The organism is Maribellus sp. CM-23, from assembly GCF_021354595.1.
Lineage (GTDB): Bacteria > Bacteroidota > Bacteroidia > Bacteroidales > Prolixibacteraceae > Draconibacterium.
On sequence record NZ_JADWYJ010000003.1, the window covers coordinates 742,708 to 757,621 of the forward strand.

Annotated in this window: 11 protein-coding genes; 9 read left to right on the plus strand and 2 right to left on the minus strand. The window is 44.8% G+C overall.

Annotated features, from left to right (window positions below; all coding sequences use genetic code 11):
- Positions 1 to 50: 50 nt before the first annotated feature.
- Positions 51 to 923 (plus strand): hypothetical protein, encoded by an 873-nt coding sequence (locus INQ51_RS13895; RefSeq protein WP_233378571.1) that lies wholly within the window; start codon positions 51 to 53, stop codon positions 921 to 923.
- 141 nt (positions 924 to 1,064) lie between these two features.
- The gene (locus tag INQ51_RS13900) at positions 1,065 to 1,529 is read left to right on the plus strand and encodes a hypothetical protein (RefSeq protein WP_233378572.1); all 465 of its coding nucleotides are present in this window, start codon (positions 1,065 to 1,067) and stop codon (positions 1,527 to 1,529) included.
- Here INQ51_RS13900 and INQ51_RS13905 read toward each other — a convergent pair.
- Positions 1,524 to 2,570, minus strand: a complete 1,047-nt coding sequence (locus INQ51_RS13905) for a M20 family metallo-hydrolase (protein WP_119438404.1) — start codon at positions 2,568 to 2,570, stop codon at positions 1,524 to 1,526. The genes INQ51_RS13900 and INQ51_RS13905 overlap by 6 nt on opposite strands.
- 307 nt (positions 2,571 to 2,877) lie before the next feature.
- Between INQ51_RS13905 and INQ51_RS13910 the strand changes: the two genes are divergently transcribed.
- The 6 genes from INQ51_RS13910 (at position 2,878) to INQ51_RS13935 (ending at position 11,537) form a co-directional block, all read left to right on the plus strand.
- Positions 2,878 to 4,116, plus strand: a complete 1,239-nt coding sequence (locus tag INQ51_RS13910) for a M48 family metallopeptidase (protein WP_233378573.1) — start codon at positions 2,878 to 2,880, stop codon at positions 4,114 to 4,116.
- Between the two features lie 84 nt (positions 4,117 to 4,200).
- Entirely contained in the window at positions 4,201 to 4,656 is a 456-nt protein-coding gene (locus INQ51_RS13915) for a DUF1801 domain-containing protein (RefSeq protein WP_233378574.1), read from the plus strand.
- A gap of 28 nt (positions 4,657 to 4,684) precedes the next feature.
- The gene (locus INQ51_RS13920; RefSeq protein WP_233378575.1) at positions 4,685 to 6,439 is read left to right on the plus strand and encodes an arylsulfatase; all 1,755 of its coding nucleotides are present in this window, start codon (positions 4,685 to 4,687) and stop codon (positions 6,437 to 6,439) included.
- A gap of 107 nt (positions 6,440 to 6,546) precedes the next feature.
- Entirely contained in the window at positions 6,547 to 7,800 is a 1,254-nt protein-coding gene (locus INQ51_RS13925; RefSeq protein ID WP_233378576.1) for a competence/damage-inducible protein A, read from the plus strand.
- A 318-nt stretch (positions 7,801 to 8,118) separates the two neighbouring features.
- Positions 8,119 to 10,620, plus strand: a complete 2,502-nt coding sequence (locus INQ51_RS13930) for an AsmA-like C-terminal region-containing protein (protein ID WP_233378577.1) — start codon at positions 8,119 to 8,121, stop codon at positions 10,618 to 10,620.
- Positions 10,621 to 10,733: 113 nt separating this feature from the next.
- The gene (locus INQ51_RS13935) at positions 10,734 to 11,537 is read left to right on the plus strand and encodes an SDR family oxidoreductase (protein WP_233378578.1); all 804 of its coding nucleotides are present in this window, start codon (positions 10,734 to 10,736) and stop codon (positions 11,535 to 11,537) included.
- 21 nt (positions 11,538 to 11,558) lie between these two features.
- Here the strand turns inward: INQ51_RS13935 and INQ51_RS13940 are convergent, their stop codons facing one another.
- Positions 11,559 to 12,185 carry a LysE family translocator gene (locus INQ51_RS13940; RefSeq protein ID WP_233378579.1) on the minus strand — a complete coding sequence of 209 codons (627 nt, stop codon included), beginning with the start codon at positions 12,183 to 12,185 and terminating at the stop codon, positions 11,559 to 11,561.
- A gap of 185 nt (positions 12,186 to 12,370) precedes the next feature.
- Here INQ51_RS13940 and INQ51_RS13945 point away from each other — a divergent pair, with 185 nt between their 5' ends.
- Positions 12,371 to 14,593, plus strand: coding sequence for a tetratricopeptide repeat protein (locus INQ51_RS13945; RefSeq protein WP_233378580.1), 2,223 nt, complete (start codon positions 12,371 to 12,373; stop codon positions 14,591 to 14,593).
- Positions 14,594 to 14,914 lie beyond the last annotated feature (321 nt).

A 14,914-nucleotide genomic window follows, 5' to 3' on the forward strand; every position in this document is an offset into this window, starting at 1 on the left:
AATAAATGTAATACACATATATATACGTTAGGCACAATATTAAAATGAAAATGGGGACCTGGAAAAATATAGCGATACTAACACCAATAATAATAACAGCAGGATTATTAAAATACATAATCTACTATGCTTTTTTTCATGTGCCAATAGTTCAATTTATTGAATTGAATGAGATTATTGTTCTATTCTCTGAAGATATTATTCATATTCTTGGACTCTTCATTTTACTTGGATTTATCAGCTTTTTAGGGTCAACGACCAAAACAAAAATGAAAACACTTCGATTCCAGATAAAATATTATAAGGAACCTGAGATTGAAATACGAATATGGAAATACCTACGACTGAATTATGTAAATATCATAATTCTTTTAGGGTTGGCTATTTTTATTTGGACGAACATTTCTCATAAACAAGAATTAAAAATTACCACTCAAATACTAATTGCAATTGACACAATATTTTTTGTTATAAGATTCATTGTACTTGAGTTAAAAAGAGAATTATTTCTTAAAAATAAGTTGGAAAAGAAAAATCAAAAAATTGAAACATTTTTTGGAATATTTATTCTTGCATTAAATCTTATTTTAATCTTTAGTGTGAATGAATTTGACAATGTTAAATATGACGGCAAATACTCACATGTTGTTATAACATTAAACGATGAGACCTTAAAATCCGATAGCACATCATTCTATATAGGCAAAACCAAAAATTTTGTTTTCTATTATAATACAGACAGTAATACCACAAGAGTTATTCCTTGTAGCAGAGTGTTAGAGATGGAGTTTGGAAGGAAGATATTACCTGAGACTCAAATAATAAAAGAACATGACAATAAAGATAGTACTGAAATAAATAATGAAAATAAAATCGACATAAACGATACTGTTAACAATAAAAATACTGTGCCTAACAATTAAGCGTTCTGCCAGTGCGCAGCACAGTGGCAGAACGCGGTGTTGACGTAAACCGCGATTGACAACCCCCGCTCCCGCGCGAGTCCCCTCGCGTGGTTGTTTGGAAAACAACATCGAACATTGCGGCCAACAAGCCAATAAACTATGATTAAACTTAATACCGAAAACTATCAGCTGGATTTGCACGCTGCTCAACAGATAAAAGACAAGGTTGCGGAGGAAACGTGCAAAACCAATGTAAACCCTCAGTTGATTTTTAAACAGAGTTACACCGGCTACACCGTAAAAACCTTTGTCGGAAACTGGACCCAAAATGGATTCTGGCTGTCGAAATACCGGAAACAGCTGTTTCAGCTACGCCCGGATATAATCGCAAAGTTCCGATTCGAACAGGAAGCGGATAAAATCCACCTTTCAGTCAGGTATTCCATCGGATTTTCGAGTGTGTTTACAGGGCTGGTAATAATCCTTTTATTTTCGACTGCATTTCTCCCGTTGGGAGCCACCGCATACCTGGTCGGACTTGTTGTCATGACCGCATTGTATGTGCTGCTTGCCTTTGTTGAACAGGGCAGGCTGGAACAGGCAGTAAAAGATAAAATCCTATAGTTTCAACTCTTCCAGCATATCAATATATTGCTGGATTCCTTTTAAAATTTCGCTTTTGTAAATGTACTCATCGGCGGTGTGTGAGCGCGCCGAGTCGCCGGGGCCCATTTTCACCGAAGGCGTCGACATAATCGCCTGGTCCGATGTAGTGGGGGAGCCGTAAATGCGAATTCCCCTGCGTTTGGCAATCTGTGCAAAAGGATGTTCCTCGCTGATTCCCGAAGAGTTCAGCCGCACCGAGCGCGGTTTTACTTCCGACTCAATCAGCTGGTTAATGATACGGGCCGCTTCCTTGTTCGAATAAAACTCGTTGGTACGCACATCGGCCACAAAATGGCAGATATCGGGCACCACGTTGTGCTGCGTACCGGCTTCGATCTGTGTTACCGACATTTTTACTTTTCCCAGTACCTTGGAAACTTTCTCGAACTCGTAGCTCTGAAGTATCTGGATGTCCTTGATGGCTTTGTAAAGCGCGTTTTCGCCTTCTTCGCGCGCTGCATGCCCCGATTTTCCGCGGGCGTAACAGTCGAGCACCAGCAGGCCTTTTTCGGCAATGGCCAGTTCCATGCGTGTGGGTTCGCCCACAATGGCAAACTGGATCGGCACAATTTCGGGTAGAACAATTTCCAGTCCGCGGCGCCCCGAAATCTCTTCTTCGGCCGTGGCGGCATAGATCAGGTTGAATGGCAGATCTTCGCGTTCGTAAAAATGTACAAACACCGCCAGCAGCGCCACCAGTGGTCCGCCGGCATCGTTACTTCCCAGTCCGTATAGAATGTCACCTTCCTCAATCGGTGCAAAAGGGTCCAATGTATAACCTTTGGCAGGGCGTACCGTGTCGATGTGGGAGTTGAGTAAAACGGTTGGTTTGTGTTTGTCGAAATGTTTGCAAAGCGCCCAGGTATTGTTTTCCTTGGTGTGATACAGAACGCCTTCCTTTTCCAGAAATGCGCGCATTATATCAGCCGCTTTTGCTTCCTCTTTGCTGAACGAAGGTGTCGCGATCAGCGTCTTTAATAAATCAATGTAACGATTCATACAAATTATCCATTCAGGGTGCAAATGTGATAAAAAAAACCATATCTGCGCCCATTCTCTTTTTTTTTCATTTTTCTGACATCGCTTTCCCCCGAACAAACAAGGCCCGCAGGCTGTGTTTTGTCTGTCGGAGTATGCTTTGTGGCTTCAAAAACGAACATAAAGCTTTTCATTACATATTTCAAACAAACGGGTGAAAAAAGTTACTCAGAAACGGGAGCCAAGGGGTGAACACTTGCTTCTGTCCTGGAAATTTTGCCGGTTTTTATTCAAAATTTAGTTCTTTTACAGGCGAAAAATTAAGCATATGCACGAATTTCTGTTTTGGCTCATTATTGCGATCCTGGCGGTCGATTTTCTTTTTGAAAAATACCTCGATTACCTGAATACCACCAAATGGAGCGATACCCTGCCCGAAGAAGTGAAGGGAATTTACGACGAGGAAAAGTACCGCAAACAGCAGGCTTACCAGCGCGAAAACCATCGCTTTGGGATGCTGACAGGGAGTTTCAGCATGGTACTGACACTGGGAATGTTTTTGTTTTTTGGTTTTGCACTGGTCGACAGCTGGGCGTGGAGCCTTACATCGAGCGCCATTTTAGCAGCCCTGGTCTTTTTCGGGATTCTGATGTTTGCTTCCGACCTTATTCATTTGCCCTTTTCGGTGTATGCGGTTTTTAAGATCGAAGAGAAATACGGGTTCAATAAAACCACTCCTAAAATTTTTGTCCTCGACAAAATAAAAGGCTGGCTGGTGAGCGGTATCATTGGCGGCGGTTTGCTGGCGCTGATCGTTTTTATTTACCAAAAAACGGGAACCGGGTTCTGGTTTTATGCCTGGGTGGTGGTGTCGGTATTCTCCATTTTTATGGCCATGTTTTATTCCAACCTGATCGTGCCGCTTTTCAACAAGCAAACGCCGCTCGAAGATGGTGAACTGCGCGATGCCATCAGCGATTTTTCGAAAAAAGTAGGTTTTAAGCTCGATAATATTTTTGTGATCGACGGATCGAAGCGCTCCACCAAAGCCAATGCTTATTTCACCGGGCTGGGTTCCAAAAAGCGAATTGTGTTGTACGATACGCTTATCAAGGACATGACTACCGAAGAGATTGTTTCGGTGCTGGCACACGAGATCGGCCATAACAAAAAGAAGCACGTGGTACAGGGGCTGATCATTGGTTTGCTGCAAACCGGTATTGTGCTGTTTATTCTGGGGCTGCTGATCAACAATCCGCACCTGAGCCGTGCGCTGGGAGTGGAAGAGCCCAACTTTCACATCGGGCTGGTGGCTTTTGGCGTGCTTTATACGCCCATTTCGTTTTTTACCGGGATTTTTATGAACATCCTGTCGCGCCGCAACGAATACCAGGCCGACCGTTTTGCGGCCGAAAACTACAGTGCAGAGGCTTTGGCTTCGGCTTTGAAAAAGCTGTCGGTAAATAACCTTAGCAACCTTACGCCACACAAGGCGTATGTGTTTTTTCACTACTCGCACCCAACGCTTTTGCAACGCCTCGATCATTTGAAACAGTATGAGAAATAAGCCGGGCTGTTTTTTTTTTAATGCTGTGCAACCTAAAAACAGCGGCTGAAAAATTAGTTGTAACTTGGGTGAAATTCAACGAACATGAAGATTGAAGCTCATTCGCCCGAAGAATACATCGCTCAGGTTCCGGAAGAACGAAAAGCAGCATTGCATAAGTTGCGGCAGGTGATCCGCGAAAATTTGCCGGAAGGTTTTCAGGAAACCATTAGTTACGGAATGATTGGCTTTGTGGTGCCTCATTCGCTTTACCCGGCGGGTTACCATGTAAATCCGGCTGAGCCACTACCTTTTATAAGTCTTGCTTCGCAAAAGAATTTTATGGCCGTGTACCACTTTGCCATGTATGCCGATCCCGGAATTTACGACTGGTTTGTGGGGGAATATCCAAAGCATTCGAAAACAAAGTTGGATATGGGCAAAAGTTGTATTCGCTTTAAAAAGCCCGGGCAGATTCCGTTTGATTTGCTTGGTGAACTGGCAGGTAAACTCAGTCCTGAACAATGGATAGAGCTTTATGAATCGAAGTTGAAGAAATAAATTGTTTCACTTTAACCCGATAAAACCTATGACCAACTTTCTGACTAAAACATGGCTGACGTTTTTTTTAGTCGCAGCCATTTCCCAGGCAGTTTATGCGCAGCAGGCGGCTCGTCCGAACGTTGTTTTGATCATCACGGATGATCAGGGCTACGGCGATTTGGGATGCACCGGAAATCCGCATGTAAAAACGCCCGTACTCGACCGTTTTGCCGAAGAGAACATTCGCTTTACTAATTTTTATGTGTCGCCGGTTTGTGCACCCACCCGCTCCAGCCTGATGACTGGGCGTTACAGCCTGAGAACCGGGGTGAGAGACACCTACAACGGCGGATCAATAATGGCCGCCTCGGAAACTACCATTGCTGAAATGCTGAAAAACGAGGGATACAATACCGGAATTTTTGGCAAGTGGCATTTGGGCGATTGTTATCCTTCGCGGCCGATGGACCAGGGCTTTGACGAATCGCTCGTCCATCTTTCGGGGGGAATGGGACAGGTGGGAGATATCACGACCTGGTTCAAGGGGGACAGCAGTTATTTTGATCCGGTGCTTTGGCACAACGGGAAACCGGAGCCTTACACCGGGTATTGCAGCGATATTTTTGCGGAAGAAGCCATGCGGTTTATTGAGTTGAATAAAGAGAAACCTTTCTTTTGCTACCTGTCTTTTAATGCTCCGCACACACCACTACAGGTGCCTGCGAAGTATTATGAAATGTACAGGGATATCGGTCCTTCTTCCGGTTTTGAAACGGATCCCAGGCCTTTCCCGGAAATGAGTGAAAAAGACAAGGAAGATGCCCGGAAAGTTTACGGAATGGTGACCAACATCGATGATAACATTGGAAAACTTTTACAACGCCTGGATGATTTGCAACTGAGTGAAAACACCGTTGTCATTTTTATGACCGATAACGGCCCGCAGCAGCCGAGGTATGTTGCCGGAATGCGCGGACGAAAGGGGAGTGTGTACCGCGGCGGAGTCAGGGTGCCCTTTTTTATGCGTTATCCCGGTACGAAAAACAAGGAGGTAAATGCCACAACGGCGCATATCGACGTGTTGCCAACCATTGCTGAAATTTGCAGTGTCCAATTACTTGCTGAGCGTGTGATTGATGGCAAAAGTTTGTTTTCGCTCATTACAAAAGACAATTACGACTGGCAGGAACGCTCTCTGTTTTTTTACTGGACGCGTCGTTATCCGGAGTTGTACAACAACATGGCTTTGTACAAAGGCGATTATAAACTGGTTGGTTTTACTTCGTTTGATACCGGAATCGGCGATTTCGAACTGTACAATATCAAGGACGATCCATATGAGCAGGAGAACATCCTTCCGAAAAATACGGACCTTGCGAAAAAGCTAAAGAAGGAACTGGATCTGACATACCGCGATTTAATTAGCTCTGAAAACATCGTTCACCAGCCCTTGATTGAGATTGGAAATAAAAATGAAAATCCGATCATCCTGAATCGTAATGAGGCCGATGGAGAGCGCGGTATCTGGGCGCAGGAAGAAGTTTTTGGAAAATGGAATGTAAAAGTCAATCCCGGGAAATACACTGTCAAATTCAAATTTGTTCGGGCGATTGATGGAGGCGGTACATTGCTGCTGGAAACAAACGGGGTGGTGAACAGGCTGCTAAATTCAGAAAATACGGACGTACTGGAAATGAGAAATGTGGATCTCCCGGGATACGAAGGAGAGTTGATGGCAAATTATTTCTCGTCCGGCAAAAAGATTCTTCCGTTTTGGATTGAATTGGAGAAGGTGGATTAATTTTCTTTTAAACTGATTCCCGCTGTATTATCTGTTAAGATCAGTTTCATCAGCATTTCATATCGCCCAAAGAATGTTAATTTTGGCTTCGGAAAGAAAACATTGTGATGAAGGCAGAGATTATTACCATAGGCGACGAAATTCTGATCGGTCAGATCGTCGATACCAATTCGGCCTGGATCGGCCAGCAATTCAGTTTAAACGGCATCGAAATTTACCAGGTTACTTCGGTTCACGACGACCGCGAGCACATTCTGGAAGCCATTCGAAAGGCCGAGGAAAAAGTGGACCTCGTGGTGATTACCGGAGGTTTGGGACCCACCAAAGATGATATTACCAAGCGGGTGCTTTGCGAGTATTTCGATACGCAGCTGGTTTTTCACGAGCCCACGCTCGAAGCCATAAAAGTGCGTTTTGCCAACCGTGGCATCGATGTGAACCGTTTGAACCAGGACCAGGCGATGCTGCCCGAATCCTGCACGATTCTGCCCAACAAACTGGGAACTGCCCCGGGAATGTGGTTCGAAAGAAACGACACCATTTTTGTCTCGATGCCTGGCGTACCTTTTGAAATGCAATACCTGGTGGAGTTTGAACTGCTGCCCCGTTTGCGCAAGACCGGGCGCACAAAAGCTATTTTCCATAAAACCGTGTTGACACAGGGCGTGCCCGAGTCGATGCTGGCCGACCGCATTTCAAACTGGGAAGATGCGCTTCCTAAGCACATCAAACTGGCTTATTTGCCAAATCCGATGTCGGTACGTTTGCGCCTGTCAGCCTATGGCGACAACGAGGAGACCCTTAGAAAAGAGGTGGAAACCGAGATTGAAAAACTCAGGCCGCTGATTTCAGAAAGCATTTTTGGTTACGACGAGGATACGCTGGCAAGCGTGATCGGGCAGATGCTGGCAAACAACGGAAAAACACTAGCGGTGGCCGAAAGCTGCACGGGTGGCTATATTTCGCATCTGATCACTTCTGTTTCCGGGAGTTCGATGTACTACAAAGGCGGTGTTACCTCGTATGCCAACGAGGTGAAACAGCAGGTGCTCGGAGTAAGTGCCGAATCGCTGGAAAGCGTGGGGGCAGTGAGCGAAGAGGTGGCTCTGCAAATGGTGGAAGGTGTTAGACGCCTGCTGAATGCAGATTATGCAGTGGCAACCACGGGGATTGCTGGCCCGACCGGAGGAACCGAAGAAAAACCTGTGGGGACGGTGTGGATCGCATTGGCCGGACAGCACAAAACATTTGCCCGGAAATATGTTTTTGTCGGCGATCACCGCGAGCGAAACATTGTTCGGTCAGCACAAACTGCCTTGCAACTGTTGCGGCAATTGATTTTGGAAGAAACAAAACTGTGAGCAATGAATTAACTCTCTGGCCTGGAGGAGCACGTTGTTTTACTGGTTTGAATGAATGAAAAGTACTGAGTAATGAGTCGGAAAAGAATCGGTATTTATTATTAAGGCATTTCCGCATTATAGCATTCATGCATTTTGTATGTTTACCCGAGAACAGCGCCTTAACACAGTTTTCATTCTTTTAACAACATCAGTGCACGGCTTGCGTTTCTATTATGTATTTTTGACGCTAATGCCGGGTAACAAAACGGGTTTCGATCCGTCAAGATAACGGAGAAGTAGTTCGTTATTTAACAGTGAACAGAAAATATGAATAAGATGAAGAAAATAATAATTATCCTGTTGGTCATAGTTTTAGTGGTGGTTGGCGCTTTGGTTGCCATTCCTATTATCTTTAAGCAAAACCTGCTGGAGTATGCCAAGCGAACTTTGAATAAAGAGTTGAATGCCAAAGTGGAACTGGCCGATCTAAAAATCTCGCTGTTTCGCGATTTTCCCAAAGCCAGTGTCGATCTGAAAGATATGCTGATCACCGGAACCGGCGCGTTTGCGAACGATACGTTGCTGAGTATTCCATCGCTGCGGACGACCATCGACCTTTCGTCGCTTTTTAATCCGTCAAACATGGAAGTGGAGTCGATTGTGGTGGATCAGGCATTTATCAATCTTTTGGTGAACGAGAGCGGAGCGGCCAACTGGGATCTTGTTCCGGCCGGAAATGCCCCATCAGAACCGAAAGCTGAGACTACTTCGGAGGATGACTTTCAGTTAAAACTGGATAAAATAGAAATACTTCATTCTGACTTGAAATACACCGACAAATCCCTGAATATGAACCTGGCATTGTCGGATGTGAACCTCGATATTAGCGGTGAAATGTACGGGCAGGGAACAAGCCTGGAAACCGGTGGAAATGTAGGTGATTTGTCGTTGCAGTACGGCGGAATTCAATACATCTCAAAAACAACGCTGAATGTAAAAACTTTGCTGGATGTGAATTTTGAGACGATGACTTTTACCATTGCCGAAAATGAGCTGATGGTAAACCGCCTGCCGCTGGAATTGGGAGGTTCGTTAAAAATGCCTTCCGACACTCTATTTTTTGATATGCAACTCAATGCCAAATCTTCGGGCTTTGAAAATTTCCTGGCTTTGGTGCCGCCGGTGTATGAGTCGTACATGAAAGACATTCATGCGCAGGGGAATGCCGATATTAAAGGCACACTCACCGGCTTTTATTACGGGGAGGATTATCCGGAGTTTAGTCTGAAAATGAACATCCAGAACGGAAATCTGCGCTACGCCGATATGCCTGAAGAAATCAAAAACATCAGGGCTGCGGTGGATATTTCCAAGCCGCAGGGTGACCTGGATCTGACCAAAATAAATGTAAACGAAGCACATGCCGAGATTCGGCAGAATCCGGTGGATTTCACACTGGCTGTAAGCACACCGATGAGCGACCCGTATTTTGACGGTGCTTTGAAAGGGAAAGTGGATCTTTCGCATTTAAAAAACGCGCTGCCAATGGACAGTGTAAACATGTCGGGGGTGATTGATGCCAACCTGATGGCACGTGGCAGTTATTCGGATGTGGAAGCAGAGAGATACGACAAGATCCGCTCGGATGGTACGGTTTTGCTTCAGAATTTTGTGTATGAAACGCCCGAATTGACACAGCCGGTACTGGTTCCCAAAGGAAACCTGAGTTTTTCTCCGGATAAGATATTATTGAGTGAATTTCTGATGCAGTTGGGTGAAAGCGATTTCCGTTTGTCGGGAACAGTAAGCAATTACCTGAATTATTTTCTGAAGGAAGGTGTGTTGAATGCCAATTTGCAGTTGAATTCAAAACGGGTAAATCTGAATGAGTTGCTGCGTTTACAGGTTGAAGATGCGGCGGTTGCCGAAACAAAACCGGCTGCTCAAAATACGACGGAAGAGGAAGCGAATGTGCTCGCATTTAGTGTTCCGGAGCGGGTGGATGTAACTTTCCGGTCGGATATTGACAATGCGGTATTTAACCGGATTCCTATCCGGAACATCAACGGTGTCATAAAAGCTGCCGACCAGAAACTAACGCTGCAGAACTTGACCATGGACATGCTGGAAGGACGAATGAATCTGAATGGTTCGTATAAAAACACCCCGGAAAATAAGCCACTGTTCGATTTTGGTTTTGACATCAACAGCTTTGATATTCCTACCATGTTCCGAACATTGGCGGGCTTTAAAAACATGATTCCCGGAGCCGGAAACAGCACTGGGAAACTGAATTCGAAATTTGCCTTAAAAGGACAGCTGGGTGAAAAACTGAGTCTGATCCCTGCTTCTGCCAATGGTGCCGGAACTTTTAGTACACAGAACCTGGAAATAGTAAATTCGCCTGTGTTTAATCAGTTAAGCGGAATCATTAAAAAGGAGAAATTAAAAGATATTCGGGTGGCTGACTTTGTGGCCAATCTGAACGTGGAGAACGGAAACCTGCTGTTAAAACCATTCAAAACCAAAGTGATTGGACAGGAGACTACAGTTGCCGGTACTTTGAACGTGGAGAACCTGATTGATCTGAGGTTGGATTTCAATGTAGAGCGTGAGGCTTTTGGCCCGGACATTCAGAAAATACTGGCAGTGATTCCCGGAAATGAGAAGATCAAAATGCTTCCGGCAGGAGTGGTGATCAACGGTCCGGTGGGGAATCCAAAGGTAAGTCCCGATCTTTCGAAAACGACCAAAGCAGTGGCCGATGCCACCAAAGACGATATGAAGAACTCGCTGGATAAATTGGGGAAGGGCATTCTTAAGTTATTTGAAAAATAATTGAAGCTTCGTTCTTCAAACCGATTAATATATTTCTGAAACCGCCGAGAATATAGAAAAATGTGTAATTTCGGGTTTTATTAGAACTACAGCAGTCTTCAGATTCATTACCTATGCAAAGAAAAGTAGTCGTTATAACCGGGGCTTCTTCCGGAATTGGAAAAGCGCTGGCTGAGAAATTTGCCGAAAAAGGGTTTAATCTTGTTTTGGCTGCCCGGCGAGTTGACCGTCTTGAAGCACTTAAAGAAAAACTCAGCAAAGTAGATGTTTTATCCGTAAAAACGGATGTTACTTCACCGGAAGACTGCAAAAATCTGATTGATCAGGCGGTAAGTAAGTTTGGGAAAATCGATGTCCTTATTAACAATGCAGGCATTTCAATGCGGGCTATTTTTGAAGATGTGGAACTGGACGTTTTGCATCGGCTGATGAATGTCAACTACTGGGGAACGGTTTACTGCACCAAATATGCCCTGCCACACATATTAAAACAGAAAGGCTCCATCGTTGGAGTTATCTCCACCGGAGGATACATTGGCTTACCGGGGCGTACCGGTTATTCGGCGTCCAAGTTTGCGGTACGTGGATTTTTGGATACCGTCAGAATTGAATACCTGCGTTCGGGCTTGCATGTTTTGGTGGCGGCACCTGGTTTTACTGCTTCCGAAATCAGAAAAACAGCGCTGGTGAGTGACGGTCGCGAGCAGGGAGAAACGCCCCGAAACGAGAACCGAATGATGTCGGCCGAAAGATGTGCCAGCATTATGTACCGTGCCATTAAAAACCGGCGCCGGAAAATGATCATTTCGCTGTGGGATGGAAAGGTGATCGTACTGATGGCCAAACTGTGGGCATGGCTGGTTGACCAGATCATTTACCAGGTATTTAAAAGCGAACCTGATTCTCCGCTGAAGTAATTTCTGAAGTAAAAGAGGTTTCTATTGCATCATGGTTTTGACCATGTAAACAACCACAAAAAGAATGATGGCGATACCGGCAATGCGGTTGAACCATAAAAGAATTTTTAGGCTGAAACGACTTCGGAACAAATCAATGATCCAGGTAAGCCCAAACCACCACAAAAGGCATCCCATGGTGACTCCCAGCAGGACAAAAAATGCCTCGCCCAGATTTTTATGCGATAATACGATTCCAAAACCTGAAAACATAGCCACGTGCAACAGCATGATGTGAGGATTGGAGATCCCGACTACAAAAGTGCCGGCCATGTGTTTTAGAGGATTTCCCTTCTTTTTCAGCTTTTCTACGGATTGCCTTTCGGGGTGCGAAAAAAATATAAAGATTCCCAGCAGGACCAGGATAACAGCACCTGCCAGCTTCACCCAAAGTTCGTGCTGCTGAATGATCCCAATGATAAGCGCCATGCCAAAACCGGCAAAAGCAGCGTAGACAGTGTCGGAGAGGGCAGCCCCCAGCCCGGAATAGAAGCCGGTGGTACGGCCGTGGTTCAGGGTGCGCTGAATTACCAGAATCCCGATAGGGCCAAGCGGTGCCGACGCCAGCACTCCGATAATTATTCCTTCCAGCCAAAATTTTAACAACATCGGGCAAAGATACATCAATGTTTTAAACAAAAAGTCATGCTCTGCTTAACAAATGCAAAGCTTAAACAAGAAATATCTCGCAATATTGTCAGTTCTGAAAGGCTGGTTTTCAGCCAAAACAACCGATTGCAATTTTTGGAGTGTTTTTTGACTGCTTCCCCTTATTGCCTTAAATTTGACAGACAATGACCAATAGAGAACTGAAAGTAAGATACGATGCGATTTGTGACGACCTGGCGAGGCGCCGGCTGAAGCCTGCCTTTGACCGTCTGGAAAAACTGATCAATGACAGTGGTCAGTTGCTTTTTCTGGATGAATGGCGAAACCTGGATCAGACTTATCATTTTATGTTAAAATATACGGTAGAGGGAATACAGGATCCGGAACGACAGACGGTTTACCGAAAACTGATCGTTTCGGTGTATGAACTGGCCGACAAAGTATACGATGCTGCGCGCTTTCGTTTTTCTTCGGCGCTTGAGTACGAAAAGAAAAGAAGCTTTGTTGGCAGCATCGATTTTAACCATCTTTTGAATGAACTGGAGTCGTATGCTCTGCACGACGAGCTGCGTTCGCTGGTTGACGATGTGGATTTAAAAACTGAAAGCAGTACTCCCGATCCATCCGATTTACAGGATAAGATTGTTAGGCTGTTTTATCATCTTTGGTTTCAGAACGAGCTAAAAAAGGAAGAAACAGAGTTTGTAAAAGACTTTCTGAAAAGTGAACTTATTGATGTGCCGTACAAAGCATTTATTGTAAGCGGGATTTTTCTGAGTTTGCTGCGGTATTTCGATAAAAACAAGTTCGATCTTCTGTTTGAGGGCTACGGAAATGAAAACCCGGAAGTAAATCAACGGGCACTGGTAGCCTTGGTGCTGGCTTTTTACCGTTACGACCGCCGTCTGGCAAACTACCCGGGAATAACGGCTCACCTGCGTTTTCTGGATGAAAATCCGGCGTTCAAAACAAACCTGGAAACCGTTATTGTTCAGCTGATCAGAAGCAAGGAGACCGAGAAGATTCAAAAGAAGATCACCGACGAGATTATTCCGGAGATGATCCGCATTAGTCCGAACCTGAAGGACAAAATCAATCTCGACAGCCTGATGGATGACAGCCTTGGAGAGGATAAAAATCCGGAATGGGAGAAAATATTTGAAGACTCGCCGGGACTGATGAACAAGATGGAGGAGTTCTCGGAAATGCAGATGGAAGGTGCCGACGTGTTTATGAGTTCGTTTGCCATGCTGAAAATGTTCCCGTTTTTTAGCGAGTTGTCGAACTGGTTTATGCCTTTCTTTGCCTCGAATCCTGAAATTGACATGGGGCTAAAGCTGCACGACGATTTTACGGATCGTTTTATCCGGGTGATTGATTCGGCACCTATTCTCTGTAATTCCGATAAATATTCATTTTGTTTTAGCCTGCGCAATCTGCCTGCTGAAAACCGCGAGTTTATGGCCGAAGCTATGAAAGCGGAGATGGACCAGTTTCGTGAATTGCAAAACGAGGAAGAACTGACGGATCCGGGGAAAAAAGCCGGTTTTATTTCCAACCAGTTTATACAGGATTTGTATCGGTTTTTCAAATTACATCCCCGCAAGAGTGATTTTGAAGATCTGTTTGACTGGCGATTTGATTTTCACAATAAGCCCGCGCTGGGAGCCATCCTGAAAGAGGATGAAAAAATACTTCGCAACGTGGCTGAATTCTACTTTCAGAAAAATTATTTTGAAGAAGCCGCCGAGGTGTTTACTTACCTGCTGGAAATCGAGAAAAACGGTGAAATGTACCAGAAGCTCGGCTTTTGCTACCAGAAAATGAATGATTTCCGGAAAGCGTTGGAAACCTATCAAAAGGCCGAATTATACGAGTTGAATAAAAAGTGGAACCTCAATAAAATAGCTTTGTGTTACCGCAACCTGAAGCAACCCGATAAAGCGCTGGAATATTACCGTGAAGCCGAAATGCTGGACGAGGAAAACCTTTCGATTCAGCTAAATATCGGGCATTGCTTACTGGAACTTGGCGAGTATGAAGAGGCGCTGAAATGCTACTTCAAAGTGGAATACCTGGAGCCGGGGAATAAAAAGGTGTGGCGTCCGATCGGGTGGTGTTCGTTTGTGGTGGGAAAAAAAGAACAGGCCGAAAAATACTTTCACATGCTGGTGGACGATGAGCCCAACAAACACGACCTCATGAACATGGGACATGTGCAGTGGAGCCTTGGAAACCGGAAAGAAGCGCTGGATTTCTATAAACGATCGATCGACCGAAGCGACTTTACCGAGCAGGAATTTTTTGAAGTGTTTGAGGAAGACTTGCATCATTTGCTGGCTCAGGGTGTTAACCGGGAGGATGTGCCCATTATGCTCGACCAGTTGCGCTACTTTGTGGAAGAATAAAAAATCCTTATTCGAGGGAATGATCAGTGAGAATAAAAGTTGATCTATAGTAGAGGACTTACCCTTTCTCCTGGGGCTGTCCCAAAAGCTCTTTTGTGTTAGACTGAACTTACGATTTGTAAGTAACCACTAGGGTTTTCACCCCTAAATCCCCTATAGGGGACTTTAAGCCTCCCCCTTTAGGGGAGGTTTGGAGGGGTAAAATGTCTTGTCCTAAAATAGGTTTACACAAAAAGTAAATTTATGTCAGGATTTATAGTTTATGATGAAAGCTTCAAGCGACGGGTAGTTGCTGAAGTTTTAACCGGGCAAATAAGCAAA

Coding starts and splice junctions, on each gene's coding strand:
- INQ51_RS13935 (WP_233378578.1), top strand. CDS start 10,734: ATGCAAAGAAAAGTAGTCGTTATAACCGGGGCTTCTTCCGGAATTGGA.
- INQ51_RS13915 (WP_233378574.1), top strand. CDS start 4,201: ATGAAGATTGAAGCTCATTCGCCCGAAGAATACATCGCTCAGGTTCCG.
- INQ51_RS13895 (WP_233378571.1), top strand. CDS start 51: ATGGGGACCTGGAAAAATATAGCGATACTAACACCAATAATAATAACA.
- INQ51_RS13945 (WP_233378580.1), top strand. CDS start 12,371: ATGACCAATAGAGAACTGAAAGTAAGATACGATGCGATTTGTGACGAC.
- INQ51_RS13905 (WP_119438404.1), bottom strand. CDS start 2,570: ATGAATCGTTACATTGATTTATTAAAGACGCTGATCGCGACACCTTCG.
- INQ51_RS13920 (WP_233378575.1), top strand. CDS start 4,685: ATGACCAACTTTCTGACTAAAACATGGCTGACGTTTTTTTTAGTCGCA.
- INQ51_RS13940 (WP_233378579.1), bottom strand. CDS start 12,185: ATGTTGTTAAAATTTTGGCTGGAAGGAATAATTATCGGAGTGCTGGCG.
- INQ51_RS13900 (WP_233378572.1), top strand. CDS start 1,065: ATGATTAAACTTAATACCGAAAACTATCAGCTGGATTTGCACGCTGCT.
- INQ51_RS13930 (WP_233378577.1), top strand. CDS start 8,119: ATGAAGAAAATAATAATTATCCTGTTGGTCATAGTTTTAGTGGTGGTT.
- INQ51_RS13925 (WP_233378576.1), top strand. CDS start 6,547: ATGAAGGCAGAGATTATTACCATAGGCGACGAAATTCTGATCGGTCAG.
- INQ51_RS13910 (WP_233378573.1), top strand. CDS start 2,878: ATGCACGAATTTCTGTTTTGGCTCATTATTGCGATCCTGGCGGTCGAT.